Below are 21,222 nucleotides of genomic sequence, written 5' to 3'. Positions count from 1 at the left end.
CGGGCCAGGGAGGTCCGTTAAAGAGAGAGGTATGCCTTGAGCTCGAAGGGCGTGACGTGGCTGCGGTAGTTCTCCCACTCGGCCCGCTTGTTGCGCAGGAAGTAGTCGAAGACATGCTCCCCCAACGCTTCCGCGACGAGTTCGGAATTCTCCATCTCGCCCAGCGCCACCCCGAGGCTGCCGGGCAGCTCCTTGTAGCCCATGGCGCGGCGTTCCTCAGGCGTCAGGTTCCAGACGTTGTCCTCGGCCTGCGGACCCAGCACGTAGTTCTTCTCGATGCCGCGCAGGCCCGCGGCCAGCAACACGGCGAAGGTCAGATACGGGTTGCACGCCGAGTCGGGGCTGCGCACCTCGACGCGTCGCGATGAGGCCTTACGCGGCGTGTACATCGGCACCCGCACCAGCGCCGAGCGGTTGGCGGCTCCCCAGGACGCCGCGGTGGGCGCCTCGCCGCCGTGGACCAGTCGCTTGTAGGAGTTCACCCACTGGTTGGTGACGGCGCTGATCTCGTTGGCGTGCTCCAGAATTCCCGCGATGAAGGACTTGGCGACGTCGGAGAGCTGCAACACGTCGTCGGGGCTGTGGAACGCATTCGTCTCGCCCTCGAACAGGCTCATGTGGGTGTGCATCGCCGACCCGGGATGGTCGGAGAAGGGCTTGGGCATGAACGACGCCCGCACCCCGTCGGCCAGGGCGACCTCCTTGACGACGTAGCGGAAGGTCATGACATTGTCGGCCATCGACAGCGCGTCGGCGTAGCGCAGGTCGATCTCCTGCTGGCCGGGCGCGCCCTCGTGGTGACTGAACTCCACCGAGATGCCCATCTGCTCGAGCGCGTCGATGGCGTGGCGGCGGAAGTTCGGCGCGGCGTCGTGCACGGCCTGGTCGAAGTAGCCGCCGTTGTCCGCGGGCACCGGCACCGAACCGTCGTACTCGCCGGGCTTGAGCAGGAAGAACTCGATCTCCGGGTGCACGTAGCAGGAGAAGCCGAGGTCACTGGCCTTCGACAGCTGCCTGCGCAGCACGTGCCGGGAGTCCGCCCACGACGGCGACCCGTCGGGCATGGTGATGTCGCAGAACATCCGCGCGGAGTGGTGGTCGCCGGCGCTGGAGGTCCACGGCAGCACCTGGAACGTCGACGGATCGGGCCGCGCGACCATGTCGGCCTCCGACACGCGGGCGAAACCCTCGATCGCCGAGCCGTCGAAGCCGATGCCCTCCTCGAACGCGCCCTCGAGTTCGGCGGGCGCGATGGCGACGGACTTCAGGTATCCGAGCACATCGGTGAACCACAACCGGACGAAGCGGATATCGCGTTCTTCCAGCGTGCGCAGCACGAATTCCTTCTGCCGATCCATGACCGCAGGGTATGCACCGGCTGTTAAATCCGTGTTACACAGCGACTGCAATTGGCAGCGGTCAGGCGTCGAGTTCGTAGCTCAGCCAGGTCGACTTCGTCGCGCCGATGCCGTCGTAGAGCCGTTGGGACGTGGCATTGTCGGGCGCCGTCTCCCACACGAGCTTCTCGGCCCCGCGTTCGCGGCACAGCTGCAGCCCCCGCTCGATCAGCGCGCGACCGGTGCCGGACCCGCGGGCCGCAGCGTTGACGTACAGGTCGTTGAGCACGCCGACGCGGGCGCCGTACAGGGTCTGCCAGGTCCAGAAGATGGTCGCGAACCCCAGCGGCGCGCCGTCGCCGCGCGCGATCAGCTGCACACCCTCATCGGGATTCTCGATCAGCGCGTTCGCCAGCGTCGCCAGGCGCTCATCGGACGGGTCCACCTCATAGAAGTCGCAGTAGGCGCGCAGCATCGGCATCAGCTCCGGCAGGTCCGATGCGGTGACCGTGGTGATGCTCAGCTGCACCGGGTGCCCTCGGGCGGGACGACGACGTCGATCAGGTAGCGAGCCGCGATGTCGTCGACGCACTTGTCGCCCTGGAATGCGACCGTGTGCTGCGTGCCCTCGAAGGTGAGCACCGTGCCGCCGAGCTGACGGGCCAGGTCGACGCCGGCTTGATACGGCGTGGCCGGATCGTTGGTCGTCGAGATCACCAGGATCGGCGGCAGCCCGTCGACGTTGATCTCGTGCGGCTCGGTCGTCGTCGGCACCGGCCAGAATGCGCAGGTGCCCAGCGGCGCGTGCCCGGTGAACTCGCCGTAGCTCATGAACGGCGCCGCCTCACGGGCCCGGCGGTCCTCCTCGACGACCTTGGCGCGGTCGGTGACCGCCGGCTTGTCGACGCAGTTGATCGCGACCCGGGCATCGGTCGAGTTGTTGTAGTGACCGTTCTCGTCGCGGCCCATGTAGAGGTCGGCCAGGGCCAGCATCGTGTCGCCTCTGCCCTGTTTGAGCTCCGTGAGCGCCTGGGTGAGGTGACGCCACAGGTTAGGCGAGTACAGCGGCAGGATCGTGCCGACGATCGCGTCGGAGTAACTCAGCCCCCGCGGATCCCGGGTCTTGGCCGGCTTCTTCACCAGCGGGTCGACCATGCTGCGGTAGACGTCGACCGCCTTCGCGGGATCGGTGCCCAGGGGGCATGACGGATCCTCCGCGCAGTCGGCGGCGTAGTCGTTGAACGCCTGCTGGAACGCCTTGGCCTGGCGGATGTTGGCCTCGGTCGGGTCGGCGTTGGGATCGACGGCCCCGTCGAGGATCATCGCGCGCACCTTGTCGGGATACGCCTCGGCGTAGAGGGCCCCGATCCGGGTGCCGTACGAGTAGCCCAGGTAGGTCAGCTTCTCGTCGCCGACGGCCTCCCGAAGCGCGTCGAGGTCCTTGACGACGTTGGCGGTTCCGATGTTGGCCAGGAACTCCCTGCCCATCTTGTCGACGCAGCGCTGGACGAAGGCCTTGGTCTCGGACTCGATGTGCTCGACGCCCTCCGGCGTGTAGTCGACCTGCGGGTCGGCGCGCAGCCGGTCGTTGTCGGCGTCGGAATTGCACCACACCGCAGGCGTGGAGCCCGCGACGCCGCGGGGGTCGAAACCGACCAGGTCGAAGCGCTCGCGGACCTCTTTGGGCAGCATTTCGACCATGCCCGACGCCGCGGCGACGCCCGGCTCGCCGGGACCGCCGGGGTTGATGATCAGCGTGCCGATCTTCTCGCCGGTCGCCTTGTATCGGATGATCGCCAGCTGCGCGACCTCGCCGTCGGGGTCGGCGTAGTCCACGGGCACCGACAGCTTCCCGCACTCGGCACCCTGGGGCGCCGGTTCGCCGTCGGACGCGTCGGACTCGCACTCGCTCCACTCGATGGGTGAGCCCGGCGGGGGTACGGCAACGACTCCGCGGCCCTCGATGTTCTTGGTGCAACCGGCGACCAGCAACATCAGCGCAGCCGCAAGGACGCCGATCTTCAGCTTCATGGCACCACATGCTGCCATGGCCACGGATCGACGCAGGCTAGGCGGCTATCGCGTGGCTTGTTTCGCCGCGATGAGCAACTCGTCGAGAGCGGCCTTGAAGTCGTCGGCCATGTCCCAGAGATCGGGCAGCAACTCCGGACACGACACGATGCCGACGTTGAGGTTGCCGTTCAGCGACATCACCGTGATGTTCAGACCCGAGCCGTGGAAGATCGGCCCGAGCGGATACATCGCGTCGACTTCGCAGCCCAGGTAGTAGAGCGGCACCTGCGGGCCCGGCACGTTGGAGACGACGAGGTTGTGCACCGGCCTGGCCCCGCTCAACCGGCTAGCGGCGTAGACGCGCATCGCAACGCCGAACACCGCGGGCGCCGCGAACTGCGTCCAGTCCTGCAGCAGGGTCGCTCCGATCGCCGAACTATGTTGTTTGGCAACAGAATTCGACTCCGAGATGGCCTTGAGCCGCTCCACCGGATCGTCGATGTGCGTCTCCAGTTTGGAGAACATGCCCGACACCTGGTTGCGGCCCGGCCGATCCGACTTGTCGTGCACCGACACCGGCACCATCGCCACGAGCGAACTTTCCGGTAGTTCCCCGCGGTCGTCGAGGAACTTGCGGAGGACGCCGGACACCAGGGCCATCACCACGTCGTTGACCTTCACCCCGAAGTGGTTCTTGACCGTCTTGATGTCCTCGAGATCGAGCTGGGTGAACGCGACGTTGCGATGCCCGGTGACGTTGTTGTTCCATGGGGTTTTCGGCGCGGCGAACGGCGCCGTCATGGCGTTGCCGCCCACGGCACGGCGGGCGGTGTCGACGACGGTCGACAGGGTCGACGGAATCGTGTTGATCAGCTTGAGCGGCCGGGTCGCGTACTTGACCGCGCCGGATACAGCGATCTCCAGGGAGGTCGCGTCGCCGGGGCCTTCCACCGGGTCCGGCGGGGGCGCGTCGGCTTCGGTGCTGCACAGCTGCGACATCAGGTTCGCCCCTGAGACACCGTCGACGCCGGCGTGGTGCACCTTGGTCATGACGACGAGGCGCCCGCCCTCCTGCGGGTCGGTGCCGTCGACGTTCTCGATCACCCACTTCTCCCACAGCGGTCGGCTGCGGTCGAGCGGCAACGATGCGATGTGCCCGCAGATCTCCGCCAGTTCGCTACGGCCACCAGGCGACGGCAGCCCGATGCGGTGCAGGTGGCGGTCGACGTCGAAGTCCTTGTCCTCCACCCACACTGGATGATCGAGGTTGAACCGGCTGTCGGCGAGCTTCTCCCGGAACTGCGGCATCGCCTTGATCCGCAAGTCGAATGCGTCGCGGAAGCGGTCGAAGGTGTAGCCGCCGGGCATGGTGGAGGTGTCCAGCTCGAGGATCGAGCACACGTGGAGCGGCTGCTTCGCGGTCTCGAGATACAGGAAACTGGCGTCGAGTCCGCTTAACCGTTGCATGTCGCCGATGGTAGGCGGGGTGGAGCCGGGTGTGAGGAAATCCACTCAACGGGGCTTTTAACTTTGACAGGTCGAAGTGGCAGACTGAACACGTCAGACGAACCCGGGGACCCGTAACGGGCCACGAGGATCGACCAGACCAACCCATGAGGGACGACGATGTCTGAGCAGACTGTTTACGGTGCTGCCAAGGGAAACGCTTCAGCTGATTCCGACCAGCCGGCCAAGCCGCGCACGAAGGTCCGCACTCTGCATTTGCAGAAGTGGAAGGCCGAGGGCCACAAGTGGGCCATGCTGACCGCCTACGACTTCTCCACCGCGCGCATCTTCGACGACGCCGGCATTCCGGTGCTGCTGGTCGGCGATTCGGCGGCCAACGTCGTCTACGGCTACGACACCACGGTGCCGGTGAGCGTCGACGAGCTCATCCCGCTGGTGCGCGGCGTCGTCCGCGGTGCGCCGCACGCGCTGGTGGTCGCTGACCTGCCGTTCGGCAGCTACGAGGGCGGTCCCGCGCAGGCGCTGGCCACCGCGACCCGGTTCATGAAGGAAACCGGTGCGGGCGCGGTCAAGCTGGAGGGCGGTGAGCGCGTCGCCGACCAGATCGCGACGCTGACGCAGGCCGGCATCCCTGTCGTCGCCCACATCGGGTTCACCCCGCAGAGCGTCAACGGCCTCGGCGGCTTCCGCGTGCAGGGCCGCGGCGACGCCGCCGAGCAGACCATCCACGATGCGATCGCCGTGCAGGAGGCCGGTGCGGTCGCCGTCGTACTCGAGATGGTGCCCGCCGAGTTGGCCACCCAGATCACCGGCAAGCTCACCATTCCGACCGTCGGCATCGGCGCCGGGCCCAACTGCGATGCGCAGGTGCTGGTGTGGCAGGACATGGCCGGGATGACGAGCGGTAAGACAGCCAAGTTCGTCAAGCGCTTCGCCGACGTCGGTGCCGAATTGCGTAGCGCTGCAATGCAATATGCCGACGAGGTGGCGAGCGGAGCATTCCCCGCCGAGGAGCACTCCTTCTAGTTCTTTTTCGCTCGCGAGCAGACGCGTACACCCCCAAATATGCGTCATTTTGGGGGTGTACGCGTCTGCTCGCGGTGGGACCGGGGCCGCCGCGGAACGCCTAGGAGAACTCGGGCTTCCGCTTCGCCAAGAACGCGTCGACGCCTTCGCGGCCGTCGGCGCTGTTGGCCCGCGCGGAGATATGCCGACTCTCGAATTCCATCTGCTCTTCGAGCCCGCTGCCGAACGTCGACAGCATCAGCGCCTTGACCGCACCGTTGGAGCCGGCCGACGACGCGGCCATCTTCTCGGCGAGCGCGTCGGCGCGTGCGGCCAACTGGTCGTCGGGCACCACCTCGGTGACGAGGCCCCATTGCGAGGCCTCCTGCGCCGAGAGCACCCGATTGGTCAGCATCAGTTCCTTCGTCTTGGTGATGCCGATGAGCCGCGGCAGGAAGTACGACGAGCTGCCATCCGGCGAGAGCCCGACCTTGGTGTACGCCATGGTGAACGACGCCGACTCGGCGGCCAGCACCAGATCGCCTGTCACGGCGATCGAGAAGCCCGCACCGGCGGCGGTGCCGTTGACCGCCGTGATGAGCACGGCGTCCATCCGCGAGAAGCTCGAGATGGCCCGATGCAGGTCGTTTGCGACGCCCTTGATGTGCAGCCCGCGATCGGGCGCGGAGGCAAAGTCCTTCAGATCGCCTCCGGCGCAGAAGAAGCGGCCCGACCCGGTGAGCACGACGACTTTGGTCGCGGCGGTGTCGCAACGCCGCGCGGCGTCGGCGAGTTCGCGAGTCATGGTGTCGTTCATTCCGTTTGCGGCGTCCGGCCGGTTCAACGTGATCCGGGTGATGGCACCGGACGGCTCGAACTTGATCGTCTCGTAGTCGGTCACCCCTGGACCTTATCGCCGCCGCTTCGCAGGTCGAGCGCTCCCCCGGCCCGTCGTTCACATTTCTGTGGCAGTCTGACTCGCACCATGGGCGAATCCAACTCGAGCTATCTGGAGGTCGAGCGCAAGTTCGACGTTCTCGATTCCACTGTGTCGCCGTCGTTCGATGGTCTGTCGGCGGTCTCCCGGGTGGAACGCTCACCTGCGCAGCATCTCGACGCCGTCTACTACGACACCCCCAACCGTGACCTGGCCGCCCACCGCATCACGTTGCGCCGTCGCACGGGTGGCCCGGACGCCGGTTGGCATCTGAAACTGCCCGCCGGACCCGACGCCCGCAAAGAGGTGCGCGCGCCGCTGGGTTCGGCGGTCGAAGACCCGGTGCCGGACTCGCTGCGCGACGTCGTGCTGGCCATCGTGCGGGACCGTCCGCTGGCCCCCGTGGCGCGGATCTCGACCGAACGCACCGTCGACATGCTCTACGGGCCCGACGGCGCCGCCCTCGCCGAGTTCTGCGACGACCAGGTGACTGCCCGCGCCGAGGACGACGGGCCGGTCCAGCAGTGGCGCGAATGGGAGCTCGAACTCGCCGACGGCGGTGACCGCGATCTGCTGGGCCGGCTGGCCAACCGGCTGCTGGATGCCGGGGCGGTGCCCGCAGGCCACGGGTCGAAGTTGGCCAGGGTGCTCGGCACGACCGGCGCGGAGGCGCCGGAGCCACCGGACGACCCGATTCACCGCGCGGTGGCCGAACTGGTCGACGAACTCCTCGTCTGGGACCGCGCGGTGCGCGCCGACGTCTACGACTCGGTGCACCAGATGCGGGTGACGACGCGCAAGATCCGCAGCCTGCTGCAGTCGTCTGAAGGGGCGTTCGGACTCACCGACGACGCCTGGATCCTCGACGAGCTGCGCCAGTTGGCCGCCGTGCTCGGGGTGGCGCGCGACGCCGAGGTGCTCGCCGAGAAGTACGAGAAGGCGCTCGATGAACTACCAGCCGAACTGGTTCGCGGACCGGTGCGCGAACGCCTGGTCGGCGGTGCGAAAAAGCGGTATGCGGCGGGGCATCGGCGGTCGGTGATCGCGATGCGCTCGGCCCGCTACTTCCGGCTGCTCGACGCGCTCGAGGCGTTGGTGGCCGCGATCCCGCCGCCCGTTCCGGCGGGTGACGAGGAAGCCGCGGAAGCCACGATCGACTCGGCGTACCGGCGGGTCCGAAAGGCGGCCAAGGCTGCCAAGGCCATCAAATCCGAGGAGTCCGAAACCGAACGGGACGAGGCGTTGCACCGAATCCGTAAGCGCGCGAAGCGACTTCGCTATACCGCGTCGGCGACGGGCGCAGCCAAGGTGGCCGATCGCGCGAAGTCGATTCAAACCCTGCTCGGCGATCATCAGGACAGCGTGGTCAGCCGGGCGCACCTCAGCAAGGAGGCGCTGGCCGCGCACGCCGCCGGCGAGGACACGTTCACCTACGGGGTGCTCTATCAGCTCGAAGACGAGTTGGCGCGCCGCGCGGAGGCCGATCTCGGCGCCGCGTTGAAGAAACTCGCCAAGGCGGTACGCAAATACACCTGACTCACGCGGTGGCGTGCGCGTCGCGAAAGTTGCGGCGCAACGCCTGCATCGCATCGTGCAGTTCGGCGCGCACCGTGCATTCGGATGTGCGCAATTCGGCGGCGATCTGCGCCGTCGTGCGCCTGACGTAGTACGCCCGGTAGATGAGGCCGCGGTGGGAAGCCGACAGCATCGCCATGGCCTGCCGGACGGCGGTGTGCTCGGTCATGGGGATAGCACCGCATACCGGTCGAGAACCGAGGGATGCTCGTCGAGGTAGCCGAGGATGCTGTCGTGCGCCCGGGCGAGATGCTCCCTGGTGAGGCGCGCGGTCATGGCGGCGTCTCCGCGTTCGACGGCGGCGAGGATGTCGTCATGCTCGGCCCCGATGTGCCGACCCTGTTCGCTCACCTCCAGATGCATGAACACGTAGCGGTCGGTCAAGCGACGCAACTGCTCGATCAGTTCGACGGTGCGCGGGCGGTTGGCCCGGCGGTAGACCGCGGCGTGGAACTCGGTGTTGGCGGCCAACCAGGTGCGCGCGTCGACGGGCGCGGACATGATCGCGAGCTGTTTGCGCATGTAGAGGATGTCGGCGCGGCCGACGTTGGGCACGGCGATCTCGGTGGTCCTCGGCTCGATGGCCACGCGCAGGTCGTAGAGCTCCTGTAGCTCCTCCACGGACATCCGGGTGACCACCGCGGTGGCGTTGGACAGCGGCTGGACCAGCCCCTCGCCGGTGAGGATCGCCAGTGCGTCGCGCACGGGGATGCGGCTGACACCGAACCGCTCGGCCAGGCCCACCTGGGCCAACTTCGAGCCCGGGGCGAGGTCGCCGTGCAGGATCTCGGTCCGCAGCTGCGCCGCGATGCGTGCGGCCGAACTTTCGTATGCCATCTCCGCCGTCCTGTCTACGATCTTGAAATCCTGTATACAGACGCTGGCTGGGAGCTAGCTGCGGAGTTGGGATGAGTTGGCCTGTAAGCCGGATTCTGTACCGCACCGCCGCGAGTTACCACGGCGGCGAGGTGGCGACCATCCATCTGGACACACCGTCGCCGGGTGCCTCAAGCGGCCTACCCGCAGGCTCGGACGAGCAGTCCTCAAACGCCTGCGCGGCCGCACCAGGTGCGGCCTTCTTGGCCTTGCTTCGGGTGGGGTTTGCCTAGCCACTCCGGTCACCCGGAGTGCTGGTGCGCTCTTACCACACCGTTTCACCCTTACCACCGTGGTGGCGGTCTGTTTTCTGTGGCACTTTCCCGCGAGTCACCTCGGATTGCCGTTAGCAATCACCCTGCTCTGCGAAGTCCGGACTTTCCTCGAACCCTCACGGGTCCGCGGCCGCCCGGCCAACTCATCCGCTCCATAAACTTAACGCATGGCGCAGCATCCACCTGCCCGTTATCTGCTGAGGGCCAAGGATCTGGTCGACGCACGCTATGCGGACCCCATCACGGTCGACGACCTCGCCGCCGCGGCGGGACTGTCCCGCGCCCACTTCAGCCGGATGTTCACCAAGACCTTCGGTGAATCGCCACGGGCCTATCTGCAGACCCGTCGCCTCGAACGTGCCGCCTCGCTACTGCGCCACACCGATCGCTCCGTCGCCGACATCTGCGTGATGGTCGGCCTGCAGAGCGTCGGATCGTTCACCACGAGCTTCGCACGGGTGTACGGCATGCCGCCGGCGGCCTACCGGGCCAGCATGCCGCCGGCCGCGATCTACGCCCGCGTGCCCAGTTGCATCCTGGCGCGCGACACCCGCAAGCCCGCCGACAGTCGCGTTCGCAAGACAGCACACGGGGAGAAGACGAGCGATACCGACCGACCGTAGCGTCGTGTCATGATCAAAATCGCAAGCGCCCACCTGTGGGTTCACGACCAGGAAGCTGCTCTGAAGTTCTGGACCGAGAAGGTCGGAATGGAAGTGCGACAAGATGTTTCGCTGCCCGACATGGACAACACCTTTCGGTGGTTGACCGTCGGCCCGCCAGGGCAGGACGACGTGTCGATCGTCTTGATGGCGGTCCCCGGTGAGCCGGTGATGGACGAGGCCACACGCCAGCAGGTGCGCGAGTTGACCGCTAAGGGCTTCGCGGGCACCGTCTTCCTCACGACTGAGGATTGCCGGGCGGCATACGAAGCGATGAAGGCCCGCGGCGTCGAGTTCACCGAGGAGCCTCACGAGATGCCGTACGGCATCGACTGCGGGTTCCGGGATCCGTCCGGAAACAGTGTGCGGCTGACCCAACTAGCGGATATTCCGGCCAACTTCGGATAGCGGCCGCCAGCGCAGCGCTGGGTTCGGCGCGACCGTGATCGCATGCGTTGCAGCTCACAGTTCGTCGCACCCGGCGCAACGGGCACGCTGGAGCCGATACCCTGCCCGCCGTGACCCGTCATCCTGCCGCCCGCCTCGTCGTGGCGCTTTCTATCCTCGTCGGCGCGATCCTCCCCAGCGGAGCTGCCCACGCGGCCAGCGACGGCCGAGCTGTCGTCATCGTTTCCGGCGGAGCGGCGGTCAGCCCGTTCACGACCCCCGACCAGGCCTGCCGGTCGGGTCTGGCCGCCGGCAACACCGACACCGCACTGCGCGCGCACCTGCTCGGGCGAGGGCACACCGTCTACACGTCGCCGGCGATGGCGGGCCGCGGGCCCGTTGTCGACCAGGACGGCTTCGGAGCCTTCGCCGACTGCCCGGTCACCCTGCCCGACGTCATGACCGTCGACTCGACCGCCAGTATCGACCTGGCCGGTGAGCGACTGGCCCGGTTCCTGAACCATCTGCACGACGAGTACGGCGCACGCGAGATCGACCTGGTGGCGCACTCGATGGGCGGGCTGTACTCGCGCGCGGCGTTTCGGGTGCTACAGACGACCGGGTCGCCGCTGCGCATTCGGAGTCTGACCACCATCGGCACGCCGTGGGAGGGCTCGTATTTGTCCGACTACGCCAACGACATCACTCCAATGTCGGACTGCGGCGGCGACGCGTTCTGCGAAACCAACATGGCCGATATGAAGGCCGAGGTGACACAGCTCATGTCGGGCTCCGGTCGCGAGGTCAACCAGCGCTACCTGATGGGTCCCGACGGCTGGAACGAGTTCCAGGCCGGGGTGCTCGACGAGATCCCGGTCGTACTGATTGCCGGCGACCGCTTCGCCCGTCCCGACCCGGTCAACCCGATGGTGTGGCCCAACGACGGCATCGTGGCCGCACGCAGCGCGCTGGCCACCGACATCAGCGATCGGGTGCTCCCGCATCGACGCACCTACGTCTTCGACGACACCCACAGCATCTTCGTCTCCGATCTCGCGGGCCTGCCCTGGGAGACGGCGCTGACATGGGATCCGCGTGTTCTCGAACTGGTTCACACGGTGATCAAGGACGACCGCCCGGCTTAGGTGGCTCCCAATTCGCAGATATTCGGGCTACTTTCGGATAGGTGCGGACTTCCACCGCGGCACTGGGTTCGGCGGCCTTCTTCGTCGTCGCACCTGGGACCGTCGTCGGGCTGGGCCCGTGGCTGATCACCCGTTGGGAGATCCCCGAGTCCAACCCGCCGCTGCGGGTGGTGTTGGGAGCGGTGTTCGTCGTCATCGGCCTGATTCCGCCCGTCCACGCCTTCATCCAATTCGTCAAGGCGGGCGGAACGCCGATGCCGGTCGCGCCGACCGAGCGGCTGGTCGTCACGGGGTTCAACCGCTTCGTGCGTAACCCGATGTATGTCGGACTGCTGATCGCGATTCTGGGCCAGGCACTGCTGTTCGACAGCCCGTGGCTGGTGCTCTACGCGGTCATCGGGTGGGTCATCACCGCCTCGTTCGTGCACTGGTACGAGGAACCGACGCTGGTGCGCACCTACGGCGAGCAGTACGAGGAGTACCGCCGCAACGTACCCGCATGGACCCCGCGCCTGGCACCCTGGCGCCCTTAGCCGGAACGACGCCGCCGCAGCAGGATCACGTTGTCGTGCCAGATGAACGGCTCCCTGTCGGGCCAGTTCACCTCCCGCTCGACCACTTTCGTCTGCGCCGGCTCCCATTCCGCGTCAGGCAGATTCAGCGCCGCGACGACTTCCTCCGGGCTCACGAACATGTCACGGTGGTGGTCCAGCTTCGACTCCCCCGGCGGAGGCCCGCTGTGGTCCACGATCAGCATCGTGCCGCCCGGTCTGATGGCCTCGGCTGCCCGCCGGAATATCCGGATGCGGTCCAGCGGCACAGTGGAATGAAAGAAGTGGGCGCTCACCAGGTCGAATTCGCCGTTCGGGAAGGTCTCCGAGAGGTCGTGTTGCTGGAAGTCGATTCGATCCGCCAGGCCGCGCTCCTCGGCCGCAGCACGCGCACGCTGTAGGGCGGTATCGGAGATGTCCACCGCAACGACGTCCCAGCCACGCTGCGCCAGCCACACCGCGTCCGCACCCTCGCCGCAGCCGAGGTCGAGCGCCCGACCAATCGGCAGATCGGGAGCCACCTCGGCGAGACGTGCGTTGACCCGTCCGCTCCACACGCGTTCACGTTCGCCGTAGTGCTGTTCCCAATGTTCCTTGGCGTCAGGCGTTGACACGACTTCTCCCTTCAGGGACGGCCTCACCATTATCGTCGGCCGTCCGACTCGACCTCCACCTTGCAGGCACGCGGCCAGAAGTGCCAAGCTTTCTTGCCATGCAGGCAAAAGACGAGGAAAGTGTAGATCTGCGGGTGCGCCGTCGCCTCCGCGAGCTGCGCATGCAGCGGGGGCTCACCCTCGACGAGGTTGCGCGCCGGTCCAGCATCGACGTGTCGACGCTGAGCCGTCTCGAATCCGGCAAGCGGCGGCTGGCGCTCGACCATCTGCCCCGCCTGGCCGCCGCTCTCGCGGTGAGCACTGACGAACTGCTTCGTACCCCCGAGGTGGAAGATCCACGGGTTCATGCGAATTCGCATAGTAGACACGGAATCACCTACTGGCCGTTGACCCGGCAGGCGGCCGGCGGGCTGCTCGCGTACAAGATCAGGATCAGCGCCCGACGGCGTACGCCACCCGCCGAACTACCGGTGCACGAAGGTCAGGAGTGGATGTACGTGCTGTCCGGTCAGGTGCGACTGATTCTGGGAGACCGCGACTTCACGGTCAAACCCGGTGAGGCCGTGGAATTCTCGACATGGACGCCCCACTGGTTCGGTGTGGTTGACAGTCCGGCGGAGGCGATCACGATATTCGGCGTACACGGCGAACGGTTGCATCTGCACGGGTGATCTCACTCGTTCAGCCGCCCGACCACTGGTCGAGGTTGGCACGCAGGCATATTGGTCCGCCGGGCCTACAGGTAGCGCAGTGCACGCCCCCCTAGCTCAGGTAGGACGTCTGATTGACCAGCCGCACCGATGCCGCACCGTCGGGATAGAACTCGGCGATCGACAGCGACGCCAGGTCCAGGTGCATGCGGTACAGAATGCTCGGACCCGCGTCAAGCGCCATGCGCAGCAGCGTCTTGATGGGCGTCACGTGCGACACCACCAGCACGGTCTCACCCGGATGCTCGGCAATGATCCGCGCCCGCGCCCTGCCCACCCGCTCCGCCGCGGCGTCAAAGCTCTCGCCGTCCGGCGGCGCGACGCTCGTATCACGCAACCAACGCCGGTGCAAGGCGGGATCGCGCTCGGCGGCCTCGCCGAACGTCAGCCCCTCCCAGCCACCGAAGTCGGTCTCGATCAGATCCGCCTCCACGGTGACGTCGAGACCGAGCGCCTTGGCCGCCGCCTCGGCGGTGTCGTACGCACGCTGCAGCGGCGAGGTGATGACTGCGGCGACGCCGCCCTTCTCGGCCACGAACTGCGCGGCCGCTTCAGCCTGCCGACGGCCGAGTTCCGTCAGCGCCGGATTGCCGCGGCCCGAATACCGTCGCTCGACGGACAATTCGGTCTGGCCGTGACGCAGCAGCAGGAACCGGGTGGGTGCACCCCGCGCACCGGTCCAGCCCGCGGGGTTGGAATGCTTTTCCGTCTTGGCTTCCGGCGCCGATGTTTCCGCCTCCAATTCGGCGGCCGCATCCATGGCTTCGTTGGCCAACCGATCGGCGTGGCCGTTCTTCGCCCGCGGCACCCAGGTGTAGGTGACGCGATTGAACCGCGACGCCAAGGCGGTGGCCTGCTTGTGCAGTGGCGCGATGTCGGGATGCTTGACCTTCCAGCGCCCCGACATCTGCTCCACCACCAGCTTGGAGTCCATGTTGACGTCGACCTCGGAGGCGCCCAGCTTCGCGGCTTCCTCCAGGCCCGCGATCAGGCCGTTGTATTCGGCGACGTTGTTGGTCGCATGGCCGATCGCCTGCTTGCGTTCGGCGAGCACGGTCTTGTGGTCCGCAGTCCATACCACCGCGCCATACCCTGCGGGGCCCGGGTTGCCGCGCGCTCCGCCGTCAGCCTCGACGATGACCTTCATGTGCCGGTCCCCCTGACCCGCAACAGGATTGCTCCGCATTCGGGACACCGCAGCACGTCGTCGTCAGCAGCGGCGGAGATCCTGGCCAGTTCACCGCGGTCGATCTCGATCCGGCATGCCCCGCACCGGCCGCCCTGCAGCAGACCCGCACCCGCACCTCCGCGCGTACGTTGACGCTCATACAGCGCGACCAGGTCGACGTCCAGGCCGGCGACGAGTTCCTCACGCCGCGAAAGAGATTGGTGACGCTGACGGTCGAGCTCGTCGCGCGCTTCGTCGCACGCCCGCTGCGCCTCCCCCAGCTCCTTCTGCAACTCGTCGATCTTCGTCAGCTCGGTCGACTGCTGGGTCTGCAATTCCTCGCGACGCTCCATGACCTCCAGCAGCGAGTCCTCCAGCGACGCCTGCCTGCGCTCCAGGGTTTCCAGTTCGTGCTGTAACTCGGTGAGCTGCTTGGCATCCGTGGCCCCGGAGTCCAGCAGCTTGCGGTCGCGGTCCTCGCGCTGACGGACGGCATCGATCTCGGCTTCGAACTTCGCCACCTGCTCGTCGAGGTCTTCCAGCGCGATCTGCAACGCCGCCAACCGGTCGTTGGCCGCACTGTGCGTCGCCTGGATCTCCTCCAGCCGCTTGGACTCGGCGAGGTTGCCCGCCCGGTGCTCGATGCGGCCCAGCTCGGCGTCGAGCTCGGCCAGTTCGAGCAGCGAACGTTGTTGCACTACTTCAGCTTTCATGCCTCGTTCTCTCGACATTCCATGGGTCAGTACGAACCGCTGACACTCGCACGGGTAATGCTTCACCGAAATGACCGCGCAGCACGTCTGCCGCCTGCCGACACCACGGGTATTCGCTCGCCCAGTGTGCGACGTCGACAAGCGCCACGTCGGACGCGCGCCGGTGCTCGTCGGCGGGATGGTGTCGCAGATCCGCGGTGACGTAGGCCTGCACGCCCGCGTCAGCCACCGCATCGAGCAGCGAATCGCCCGCACCGCCGCAGACCGCCACCCTCGACACCGTGGTCTCGGCGTCTCCGGAGGCGCGGATTCCCCACGACGTGGCGGGCAGCGCATCGTGCACCCGTGCGACGAACGTCGACAGCCGTTCCGGCCGCGGCAGCGAGCAGATACGGCCCAGTCCGGCATCGCCCGGCAGCGGCGCCATTTCGAAGACGTCGAACGCGGGCTCCTCGTACGGGTGCGCGGCGCGCATCGCCGCCAGCACATGACCGCGCACCCGGGACGGTGCGACCACCTCGACCCGCTCCTCTGGTACGTGCTCGACCGTGCCGACGGTGCCGATGGCCGGTGCTGCACCGTCGTGCGGCAGGAACTGGCCGATACCCGTCGTACTCCAACTGCAGTGGGAGTAGTCACCGATGCGTCCGGCACCCGCGTCGAACATCGCGGTGCGGACCGCGTCGGCGTTTTCGGCGGGTACGAAGACCACCCACTTGTCCACACCCGGTCCGGTCGGGATCGGGGCGAGGACCTCCTCGACCGTGAGGCCCAACGCGTCGGCCAACGCGTCCGACACTCCCGGCGATGCGGCGTCGGCGTTGGTGTGCGCGGTGAACAGCGCCCGTCCGGTGCGGATCATCTGGTGCAGCAGCGCGCCTTTGGCGGTGTCGGCGGCGACGGTGTCGACCCCACGCAGTAGCAGCGGATGGTGTGCGAGCAGCAGCCCCCGGTCGGGCACCTCGGCGACGACGGCGGCGGTGGCGTCGACGGCAACCGTCACCGTCTCGACGGTCTCCGACGGGTCGCCGCAGACCAGACCGACCGAGTCCCAGTCCTGCGCCAGATTCGGCGGGTAGGCCGCCTCGAGCACGTCGATGACGTCGGAAAGCCGCACGCTCACGGCATCACCTCGGCGATCGCCTCAACGAGCGCCGGCCACTCGGGCCGCACCGCGGCACGCAGGAACTCCCCGTCCAGTCCGACGAAGGTGTCACACCGCCGGACTGCAATGCCCTTGCCGTCGAGGTGCTTTCGCATCAGCCCAGCATCCGCAACGGCGAACAGGACAAAGGGCGCACATCCGTCGACGACATTTGCCCCGATGCTAGTCAGGCCCTCGACCATCTCGACACGCAGGCGGCGCAGGCGCTGCGCACCGCGGTCGGCCTCGGCGACGGCCTCCGGGCTGCTGCACGCGGTGATGGCCTCCAATTGCAGGGTGCCCAGCGGCCAGTGCGGGCGGCGCGCGGTCAGCCGTTCGAGCAGATCGGGCGGGCCGAGGGCGTAGCCGACGCGCAGGCCGGCCAGTGCCCACGTTTTGGTCAGGCTGCGCAGTACCACCACATCGGGCAGCGCCTCGGCCGCCAGGGACTCCGTCTCGCCGGGCACCGCGTCCGCGAACGCCTCGTCGACGACGATGATGCGTCCCGGCCTGCGTAGCGCTCTGATCTGCTCGCGGGTGTGCAGCACCGAAGTCGGGTTGGTCGGGTTACCGATGATGACGAGGTCCGCGTCGTCGGGCACGCGGCCGTCGGACAGGTGAAACGGCGGCGCGAGCACGACGTGCCGGAACGGGACCCCGGCCGCGGCGAGGGCGACCTCGGGCTCGGTGAAGGACGGGGCGATCAGAGCCGCGGACCGCGACCGCAGCTCGGGCAGCAGGGCGAACCCTTCGGCGGCCCCGCCGAGCAGGGCGACCTCGTCGATGCCGCGGCCGTGTCTGGCGGCGACGGCCTCACGGGCGCGCTGCTCGTCGGCAGCACCGGGGTACCTGCCGAGATCGGCCATCCGGGCGGCGAGCCGGTCGACCAGCCACGACGGTGGCTGATCTGCGCGGACGTTGACGGCAAAGTCCAGCATGCCCGGGCCCGCGGCCTGGTCGCCGTGATAGCGCGCCCCCGGGCGGGATTGGCTTGCCACATCACGACACTAGTGGGCCGTACGGGACAATGAGATTGTGACGGCACGCCCGCAGCTGGTGATCTTCGACCTTGACGGCACCCTGACCGATTCGGCTCAGGGCATCGTGGCCAGCTTCCGTCATGCGTTGAGCACGGTCGGCGCCGTCGTTCCCGACGGCGACCTCGCCGCCATGATCGTCGGCCCACCCATGCACCACACGCTGCAGGAGATGGGTCTCGGCGACGACGCCGACGCCGCGATCGCCGCGTACCGGGAGGACTACCTGGCCCGCGGCTGGGCGATGAACCGCCCGTTCGACGGCGTCCCCACCCTGCTGGCCGACCTGCGGTCCGCGGGGATCCGGCTGGCCGTGGCCACCTCGAAGGCCGAGCCGACCGCGCAGCGCATCCTCGCCCATTTCGGTCTCGACGGTCACTTCGAGGTCATCGCGGGCGCCAGCGTCGACGGTTTGCGCGCGACCAAGTCCGAGGTCGTCAAGCACGCGCTGGTCCAGCTCGAGCCGCTGCCGGAGCTCGTGCTGATGGTCGGCGACCGGTCACACGACGTCGAGGGCGCCGCCGAACACGGCATCGACACCGTGGTGGTCGGCTGGGGCTACGGCCGCGGAGACTTCGACGGCCCCGACGCGGTCACCGCCCACGCGCACGTCGCCACCGTCGAGGACCTGCGGGAGGTGCTGGGTGTCTGAGACCTACCGGCTGCACATCACGTTCATCTGCTCGGGCAACATCTGCCGCTCGCCGATGGCGGAGAAGATGTTCGCGCATCAGATCCGCGAGCGCGGCCTCGCCGACGCGGTACGGGTGACGAGCGCGGGCACCGGCGGCTGGCATGAGGGCGAACCCGCGGACCGCCGAGCCAGTCACGTGCTGCGCTCGCACGGCTATCCCACGTCGCACAGTGCCACGCAGATCACCGACGACCACCTGTCCGCCGACCTCGTCATCGCGCTGGGGCGCAACCACGTCCGGATGTTGCGGGAGATGGGTGTGGAGGCGGACCGGGTGCGGATGCTGCGGTCGTTCGACCCGCGCTCGGGGGCGCACCCGCACGACGTCGAGGATCCCTACTACGGCGATCACGACGATTTCGAGGACGTCTTCGCGGTGATCGACGCGGCGCTGCCCGGCCTCCATCGGTGGGTGGACGAGCAACTCGCCGACCGGGGAATCGCGAGCTGATGAAGCGCTGGGCCTTCTTGTTCAGGCCATCCTGGTTGGCCCTGCTCGTCGTGGTGCTCGCGTTCGCGTACCTGTGTTTCACCGTGTTGGCACCCTGGCAGCTGGGCAAGAACACCAAGACGTCGCGGGAGAACGCCCAGATCGCGAACTCCGCGTCCGCTGACCCGGTGCCCGTGACAACGCTGCTACCGCAACAGGATTCGTCTGCACCCGACGAACAGTGGCGCCGGGTCACGGCGACCGGAAGGTATCTGCCCGACCACCAAGTGGTGGCCCGGTTACGGGTCGTCGACGGCGAACCCGCCTTCGAGGTGCTGGTGCCCTTCGCCGTCGACGGTGGGCCGACCGTGCTCGTCGACCGCGGTTACGTTCGCCCCGAGGGCGGCTCACGGGTGCCCGATATTCCCGCGCCGCCGACGGGGCCCGTGACCATCACCGCGCGGCTGCGGGATTCCGAAGGGGCGGTGCCGGGCAAGGAGCCGTTCCGCGAGGACGGCGTCCAGCAGGTGTACTCGATCAACACCTTGCAGATCGCCGAGCTCACCGGTGTACCGCTCACGGGCTCGTATCTGCAGCTGATCGAGGATCAGCCTGGCGGACTCGGCGTCATCGGGCTCCCCCACCTCGACGCAGGCCCCTTCCTCTCGTACGGCATCCAATGGATCGCGTTCGGCATCATCGCGCCGATCGGCCTGGCGTACTTCGTGCGCGCCGAAATTCTGCAGCGCCGACGGGAGAAGGCCGCCAAGGAGGCGGCGAACGCGGAGCCGGACAAGCCCCTCACGACCGAGGCGAAGCTCGCCGACCGCTACGGCAAGCGGCGCTGAGGCCCATCGCCACCACTGCAGCGGCCACCTGCACCGCCCGCGACAGTCGCACGGCCCGCTTGAGGTCGTTGATCGTCGGGGCCGGGCCGTCGCCGAGAGTGGGGCGGATCTCGAGTTCGTGGGCGTACTGGGTGGGACCGCCCAACCGCACACCGAGCGCGCCCGCGAAGGCGGACTCGACCACGCCCGCGTTGGGGCTGGGATGACGAGCCGCGTCGCGGCGCCACGCCCGCCACGCACCCAGCGGTGAACCACCGGCCACCGGTGCGCACACGATGACGAGGACTGCGGCGACGCGGGCGGCGACGACGTTGGCGGCGTCGTCGAAACGGGCTGCGGCCCAGCCGAATCGGGCATACCGCGGCGATTTGTGTCCGATCATCGCGTCCAGGGTGTTGGCGCCCCGGTAGACCAGAATCGCGGGGACGCCACCGACGGCGCCCCACAGCAACGGCGCGACCTGCGCATCGGAGGTGTTCTCCGCGACCGATTCCAGCGCCGCCCGCGCCAGGCCGTCGGCGTCGAGGACCGACGGATCGCGTCCACACAACGACGGCAGCAGGCGACGGGCGGCCTCCACGTCACCCTGCCCGAGGTGAGCCGCCATCTGCTCGCCCGTGCGGGCTAGCGACGTGCCGCCCAGTGTCACGAAGGTCGCCGCCGCCATGAGCGCGGGTTGTCCCGCCCGCCCGACAGCCCGTTCGCTGAAGATCCCGGCGACACCCAGCGCCCCGAGCAGAGCCGCGATGTGGATCATGCCGGCGCCGCGGGTGTCGGCGTAGGTCAGCCGCTCGAAAGCCGCTGCGCCACGGCCGAACAGCGCCACCGGATGGCCCCGGCGCGGGTCGCCGAACAACAGGTCGGCCAACCAACCGACCGCCACGCCGACGGCACGGCCATGGCGACGGGGAGCTGACACCCCGGCAGCGTCTCATATCGCGATGCCATCGAATTCAGACGGTTGGGCGTTCATGATTAGTGCAGGCCCTACAGCGAGGAGTCGATGATGACGTTCCCGGCCTTGAATCACGTCGCGCTGACGGTGCGCGACCTCGAAGTGAGCGCCCCCTGGTACCGCCAGCTGATCGGAGCAGACCCCCTGATCGACGAGCACACCGACGCCGGATTCCGGCATCTGGTGTGGACGTTCGACAACGGGACGCTGTTCGGCATCCACGAACACGACAGGAAGGCACCCGACGAACGCTTCACCGAGTTCCGCGCGGGGCTGGATCACGTCGGCTTCGGATGTGTGGATCGCGCGGCGCTCGAGCAGTGGGTCCAACGCCTGGACGCCCTCGGTGTCGAGCACAGCGGCATCGTGGACGAGAGCTACGGGTCGGGGCTGAGCTTCCGCGATCCCGACGGCATCGCGCTGGAGTTCTTCGCGCCACCTAGCTGATCGAATCGAGTAGTCGAATACTCCTGTCGCCGGGACGGCCCCCACTATCGGGGGATGGGGTGCGATCCGTTCCAGATGATGCTTATCCACCATGTCTTTCGGACGCAGTTCGCCGCGTTGCCTGGGTAGATCCGCACGGTAGACGCCGACGACACCACACGCGCCAATCTCGCAAACCTGATCGATGTGCTGCACCACCACGCCGGTTCTGTCGCAATGTCACGTTGAGAGC

24 protein-coding genes and 1 other RNA gene are annotated in these 21,222 nt (G+C 67.9%); 11 read left to right on the top strand and 14 right to left on the bottom strand.

Going from position 1 to position 21,222, the window contains the following annotated elements:
- Positions 1-17 precede the first annotated feature (17 nt).
- The 4 genes from glnA to G6N43_RS14775 form a co-directional block, all read right to left on the bottom strand.
- The gene (gene glnA, locus G6N43_RS14790; RefSeq protein WP_083157308.1) at positions 18-1,358 is read right to left on the bottom strand and encodes a type I glutamate--ammonia ligase; all 1,341 of its coding nucleotides are present in this window, start codon (positions 1,356-1,358) and stop codon (positions 18-20) included.
- Positions 1,359-1,419: 61 nt separating this feature from the next.
- Positions 1,420-1,866 (bottom strand): GNAT family N-acetyltransferase, encoded by a 447-nt coding sequence (locus tag G6N43_RS14785; RefSeq protein ID WP_083157307.1) that lies wholly within the window; start codon positions 1,864-1,866, stop codon positions 1,420-1,422.
- Complete coding sequence (locus G6N43_RS14780) at positions 1,857-3,368, bottom strand: alpha/beta hydrolase (RefSeq protein WP_083157306.1); 1,512 nt, start codon at positions 3,366-3,368, stop codon at positions 1,857-1,859. Before G6N43_RS14780 ends, G6N43_RS14785 begins: the two co-directional genes overlap by 10 nt.
- A 45-nt stretch (positions 3,369-3,413) precedes the next feature.
- Positions 3,414-4,817 (bottom strand): WS/DGAT/MGAT family O-acyltransferase, encoded by a 1,404-nt coding sequence (locus G6N43_RS14775; protein WP_083157333.1) that lies wholly within the window; start codon positions 4,815-4,817, stop codon positions 3,414-3,416.
- 159 nt (positions 4,818-4,976) lie between these two features.
- Here G6N43_RS14775 and panB point away from each other — a divergent pair, with 159 nt between their 5' ends.
- The gene (panB, locus tag G6N43_RS14770; protein ID WP_083157305.1) at positions 4,977-5,843 is read left to right on the top strand and encodes a 3-methyl-2-oxobutanoate hydroxymethyltransferase; all 867 of its coding nucleotides are present in this window, start codon (positions 4,977-4,979) and stop codon (positions 5,841-5,843) included.
- Positions 5,844-5,943: 100 nt separating this feature from the next.
- Here panB and G6N43_RS14765 read toward each other — a convergent pair whose 3' ends face one another.
- Complete coding sequence (locus G6N43_RS14765) at positions 5,944-6,723, bottom strand: enoyl-CoA hydratase/isomerase family protein (protein WP_083157304.1); 780 nt, start codon at positions 6,721-6,723, stop codon at positions 5,944-5,946.
- A gap of 84 nt (positions 6,724-6,807) precedes the next feature.
- Here G6N43_RS14765 and G6N43_RS14760 point away from each other — a divergent pair, with 84 nt between their 5' ends.
- On the top strand, positions 6,808-8,295 hold the full coding sequence (locus G6N43_RS14760) for a CYTH and CHAD domain-containing protein (protein ID WP_083157303.1): 1,488 nt from the start codon (positions 6,808-6,810) through the stop codon (positions 8,293-8,295).
- A gap of 1 nt (position 8,296) precedes the next feature.
- Here G6N43_RS14760 and G6N43_RS14755 read toward each other — a convergent pair whose 3' ends face one another.
- The 3 genes from G6N43_RS14755 to rnpB form a co-directional block, all read right to left on the bottom strand.
- Positions 8,297-8,503 (bottom strand): sigma factor-like helix-turn-helix DNA-binding protein, encoded by a 207-nt coding sequence (locus G6N43_RS14755; protein ID WP_083157302.1) that lies wholly within the window; start codon positions 8,501-8,503, stop codon positions 8,297-8,299.
- Positions 8,500-9,171, bottom strand: coding sequence for a GntR family transcriptional regulator (locus G6N43_RS14750; RefSeq protein WP_083157301.1), 672 nt, complete (start codon positions 9,169-9,171; stop codon positions 8,500-8,502). The genes G6N43_RS14755 and G6N43_RS14750 overlap by 4 nt, the downstream gene beginning before the upstream one ends.
- Positions 9,172-9,239: 68 nt before the next feature.
- An RNA gene (gene rnpB, locus G6N43_RS14745) (RNase P RNA component class A) lies at positions 9,240-9,631 on the bottom strand.
- A gap of 21 nt (positions 9,632-9,652) precedes the next feature.
- On the opposite strand from rnpB, the gene G6N43_RS14740 reads away from it, so the two are divergent.
- The 4 genes from G6N43_RS14740 to G6N43_RS14725 all read left to right on the top strand — a co-directional run bounded on the left by G6N43_RS14740 (position 9,653) and on the right by G6N43_RS14725 (position 12,212).
- Positions 9,653-10,108, top strand: coding sequence for a helix-turn-helix transcriptional regulator (locus tag G6N43_RS14740; RefSeq protein WP_083157300.1), 456 nt, complete (start codon positions 9,653-9,655; stop codon positions 10,106-10,108).
- A gap of 9 nt (positions 10,109-10,117) precedes the next feature.
- Positions 10,118-10,555 (top strand): VOC family protein, encoded by a 438-nt coding sequence (locus G6N43_RS14735; protein ID WP_083157299.1) that lies wholly within the window; start codon positions 10,118-10,120, stop codon positions 10,553-10,555.
- 110 nt (positions 10,556-10,665) lie between these two features.
- Positions 10,666-11,679, top strand: a complete 1,014-nt coding sequence (locus tag G6N43_RS14730) for an alpha/beta hydrolase (RefSeq protein ID WP_083157298.1) — start codon at positions 10,666-10,668, stop codon at positions 11,677-11,679.
- A 41-nt stretch (positions 11,680-11,720) separates the two neighbouring features.
- Positions 11,721-12,212, top strand: a complete 492-nt coding sequence (locus tag G6N43_RS14725) for a methyltransferase family protein (RefSeq protein WP_083157297.1) — start codon at positions 11,721-11,723, stop codon at positions 12,210-12,212.
- Here G6N43_RS14725 and G6N43_RS14720 read toward each other — a convergent pair.
- Positions 12,209-12,874 (bottom strand): SAM-dependent methyltransferase, encoded by a 666-nt coding sequence (locus tag G6N43_RS14720; protein ID WP_083157296.1) that lies wholly within the window; start codon positions 12,872-12,874, stop codon positions 12,209-12,211. The genes G6N43_RS14725 and G6N43_RS14720 overlap by 4 nt on opposite strands.
- Before the next feature lie 68 nt (positions 12,875-12,942).
- Between G6N43_RS14720 and G6N43_RS14715 the strand changes: the two genes are divergently transcribed.
- Positions 12,943-13,515: a type II toxin-antitoxin system RelB family anti-toxin gene (locus G6N43_RS14715; protein ID WP_083157295.1), complete on the top strand. Its 573-nt coding sequence runs from the start codon at positions 12,943-12,945 to the stop codon at positions 13,513-13,515.
- Between the two features lie 91 nt (positions 13,516-13,606).
- Here G6N43_RS14715 and G6N43_RS14710 read toward each other — a convergent pair whose 3' ends face one another.
- The 4 genes from G6N43_RS14710 to cobC are packed head-to-tail and all read right to left on the bottom strand — an operon-like array spanning position 13,607 to position 17,517.
- Positions 13,607-14,701, bottom strand: a complete 1,095-nt coding sequence (locus G6N43_RS14710) for a bifunctional RNase H/acid phosphatase (RefSeq protein WP_083157294.1) — start codon at positions 14,699-14,701, stop codon at positions 13,607-13,609.
- Positions 14,698-15,435, bottom strand: coding sequence for a zinc ribbon domain-containing protein (locus G6N43_RS14705; protein WP_083157293.1), 738 nt, complete (start codon positions 15,433-15,435; stop codon positions 14,698-14,700). Before G6N43_RS14705 ends, G6N43_RS14710 begins: the two co-directional genes overlap by 4 nt.
- Positions 15,425-16,558, bottom strand: coding sequence for a Nif3-like dinuclear metal center hexameric protein (locus G6N43_RS14700; protein WP_083157292.1), 1,134 nt, complete (start codon positions 16,556-16,558; stop codon positions 15,425-15,427). Before G6N43_RS14700 ends, G6N43_RS14705 begins: the two co-directional genes overlap by 11 nt.
- A complete protein-coding gene (gene cobC, locus G6N43_RS14695; RefSeq protein ID WP_407664914.1) occupies positions 16,555-17,517 on the bottom strand; it encodes an Rv2231c family histidinol phosphate aminotransferase CobC in 963 nt (320 codons plus the stop codon). Before cobC ends, G6N43_RS14700 begins: the two co-directional genes overlap by 4 nt.
- 97 nt (positions 17,518-17,614) lie before the next feature.
- On the opposite strand from cobC, the gene G6N43_RS14690 reads away from it, so the two are divergent.
- The 3 genes from G6N43_RS14690 to G6N43_RS14680 are packed head-to-tail and all read left to right on the top strand — an operon-like array spanning position 17,615 to position 19,588.
- Positions 17,615-18,268 carry an HAD-IA family hydrolase gene (locus G6N43_RS14690; RefSeq protein ID WP_163658110.1) on the top strand — a complete coding sequence of 218 codons (654 nt, stop codon included), beginning with the start codon at positions 17,615-17,617 and terminating at the stop codon, positions 18,266-18,268.
- Positions 18,269-18,323: 55 nt separating this feature from the next.
- On the top strand, positions 18,324-18,761 hold the full coding sequence (locus G6N43_RS14685; protein WP_234810320.1) for a low molecular weight protein-tyrosine-phosphatase: 438 nt from the start codon (positions 18,324-18,326) through the stop codon (positions 18,759-18,761).
- Positions 18,761-19,588 carry an SURF1 family cytochrome oxidase biogenesis protein gene (locus G6N43_RS14680; protein ID WP_083157539.1) on the top strand — a complete coding sequence of 276 codons (828 nt, stop codon included), beginning with the start codon at positions 18,761-18,763 and terminating at the stop codon, positions 19,586-19,588. The genes G6N43_RS14685 and G6N43_RS14680 overlap by 1 nt, the downstream gene beginning before the upstream one ends.
- Here G6N43_RS14680 and G6N43_RS14675 read toward each other — a convergent pair.
- The gene (locus G6N43_RS14675; RefSeq protein ID WP_083157540.1) at positions 19,542-20,507 is read right to left on the bottom strand and encodes a cobalamin biosynthesis protein; all 966 of its coding nucleotides are present in this window, start codon (positions 20,505-20,507) and stop codon (positions 19,542-19,544) included. The genes G6N43_RS14680 and G6N43_RS14675 overlap by 47 nt on opposite strands.
- A gap of 87 nt (positions 20,508-20,594) precedes the next feature.
- On the opposite strand from G6N43_RS14675, the gene G6N43_RS14670 reads away from it, so the two are divergent.
- Positions 20,595-20,990 (top strand): VOC family protein, encoded by a 396-nt coding sequence (locus G6N43_RS14670; protein WP_083157541.1) that lies wholly within the window; start codon positions 20,595-20,597, stop codon positions 20,988-20,990.
- Positions 20,991-21,222 lie beyond the last annotated feature (232 nt).

Origin of the sequence: Mycolicibacterium moriokaense (genome assembly GCF_010726085.1) — a bacterium.
Lineage (GTDB): Bacteria > Actinomycetota > Actinomycetes > Mycobacteriales > Mycobacteriaceae > Mycobacterium > Mycobacterium moriokaense.
Note: the sequence above shows the minus strand (reverse complement) of the source record. Positions and strands in the feature narration are given on the sequence as shown.

Excerpts from the sequence above, each read along its gene's own strand:
- glnA (WP_083157308.1), bottom strand. The coding sequence starts at position 1,358 with ATGGATCGGCAGAAGGAATTCGTGCTGCGCACGCTGGAAGAACGCGAT.
- G6N43_RS14780 (WP_083157306.1), bottom strand. The coding sequence starts at position 3,368 with ATGAAGCTGAAGATCGGCGTCCTTGCGGCTGCGCTGATGTTGCTGGTC.
- G6N43_RS14775 (WP_083157333.1), bottom strand. The coding sequence starts at position 4,817 with ATGCAACGGTTAAGCGGACTCGACGCCAGTTTCCTGTATCTCGAGACC.
- panB (WP_083157305.1), top strand. The coding sequence starts at position 4,977 with ATGTCTGAGCAGACTGTTTACGGTGCTGCCAAGGGAAACGCTTCAGCT.
- G6N43_RS14760 (WP_083157303.1), top strand. The coding sequence starts at position 6,808 with ATGGGCGAATCCAACTCGAGCTATCTGGAGGTCGAGCGCAAGTTCGAC.
- G6N43_RS14755 (WP_083157302.1), bottom strand. The coding sequence starts at position 8,503 with ATGACCGAGCACACCGCCGTCCGGCAGGCCATGGCGATGCTGTCGGCT.
- G6N43_RS14750 (WP_083157301.1), bottom strand. The coding sequence starts at position 9,171 with ATGGCATACGAAAGTTCGGCCGCACGCATCGCGGCGCAGCTGCGGACC.
- G6N43_RS14740 (WP_083157300.1), top strand. The coding sequence starts at position 9,653 with ATGGCGCAGCATCCACCTGCCCGTTATCTGCTGAGGGCCAAGGATCTG.
- G6N43_RS14735 (WP_083157299.1), top strand. The coding sequence starts at position 10,118 with ATGATCAAAATCGCAAGCGCCCACCTGTGGGTTCACGACCAGGAAGCT.
- G6N43_RS14720 (WP_083157296.1), bottom strand. The coding sequence starts at position 12,874 with ATGGTGAGGCCGTCCCTGAAGGGAGAAGTCGTGTCAACGCCTGACGCC.
- G6N43_RS14715 (WP_083157295.1), top strand. The coding sequence starts at position 12,943 with ATGCAGGCAAAAGACGAGGAAAGTGTAGATCTGCGGGTGCGCCGTCGC.
- G6N43_RS14710 (WP_083157294.1), bottom strand. The coding sequence starts at position 14,701 with ATGAAGGTCATCGTCGAGGCTGACGGCGGAGCGCGCGGCAACCCGGGC.
- G6N43_RS14705 (WP_083157293.1), bottom strand. The coding sequence starts at position 15,435 with ATGAAAGCTGAAGTAGTGCAACAACGTTCGCTGCTCGAACTGGCCGAG.
- cobC (WP_407664914.1), bottom strand. The coding sequence starts at position 17,517 with ATGCTGGACTTTGCCGTCAACGTCCGCGCAGATCAGCCACCGTCGTGG.
- G6N43_RS14685 (WP_234810320.1), top strand. The coding sequence starts at position 18,324 with ATGGCGGAGAAGATGTTCGCGCATCAGATCCGCGAGCGCGGCCTCGCC.
- G6N43_RS14680 (WP_083157539.1), top strand. The coding sequence starts at position 18,761 with ATGAAGCGCTGGGCCTTCTTGTTCAGGCCATCCTGGTTGGCCCTGCTC.
- G6N43_RS14670 (WP_083157541.1), top strand. The coding sequence starts at position 20,595 with ATGACGTTCCCGGCCTTGAATCACGTCGCGCTGACGGTGCGCGACCTC.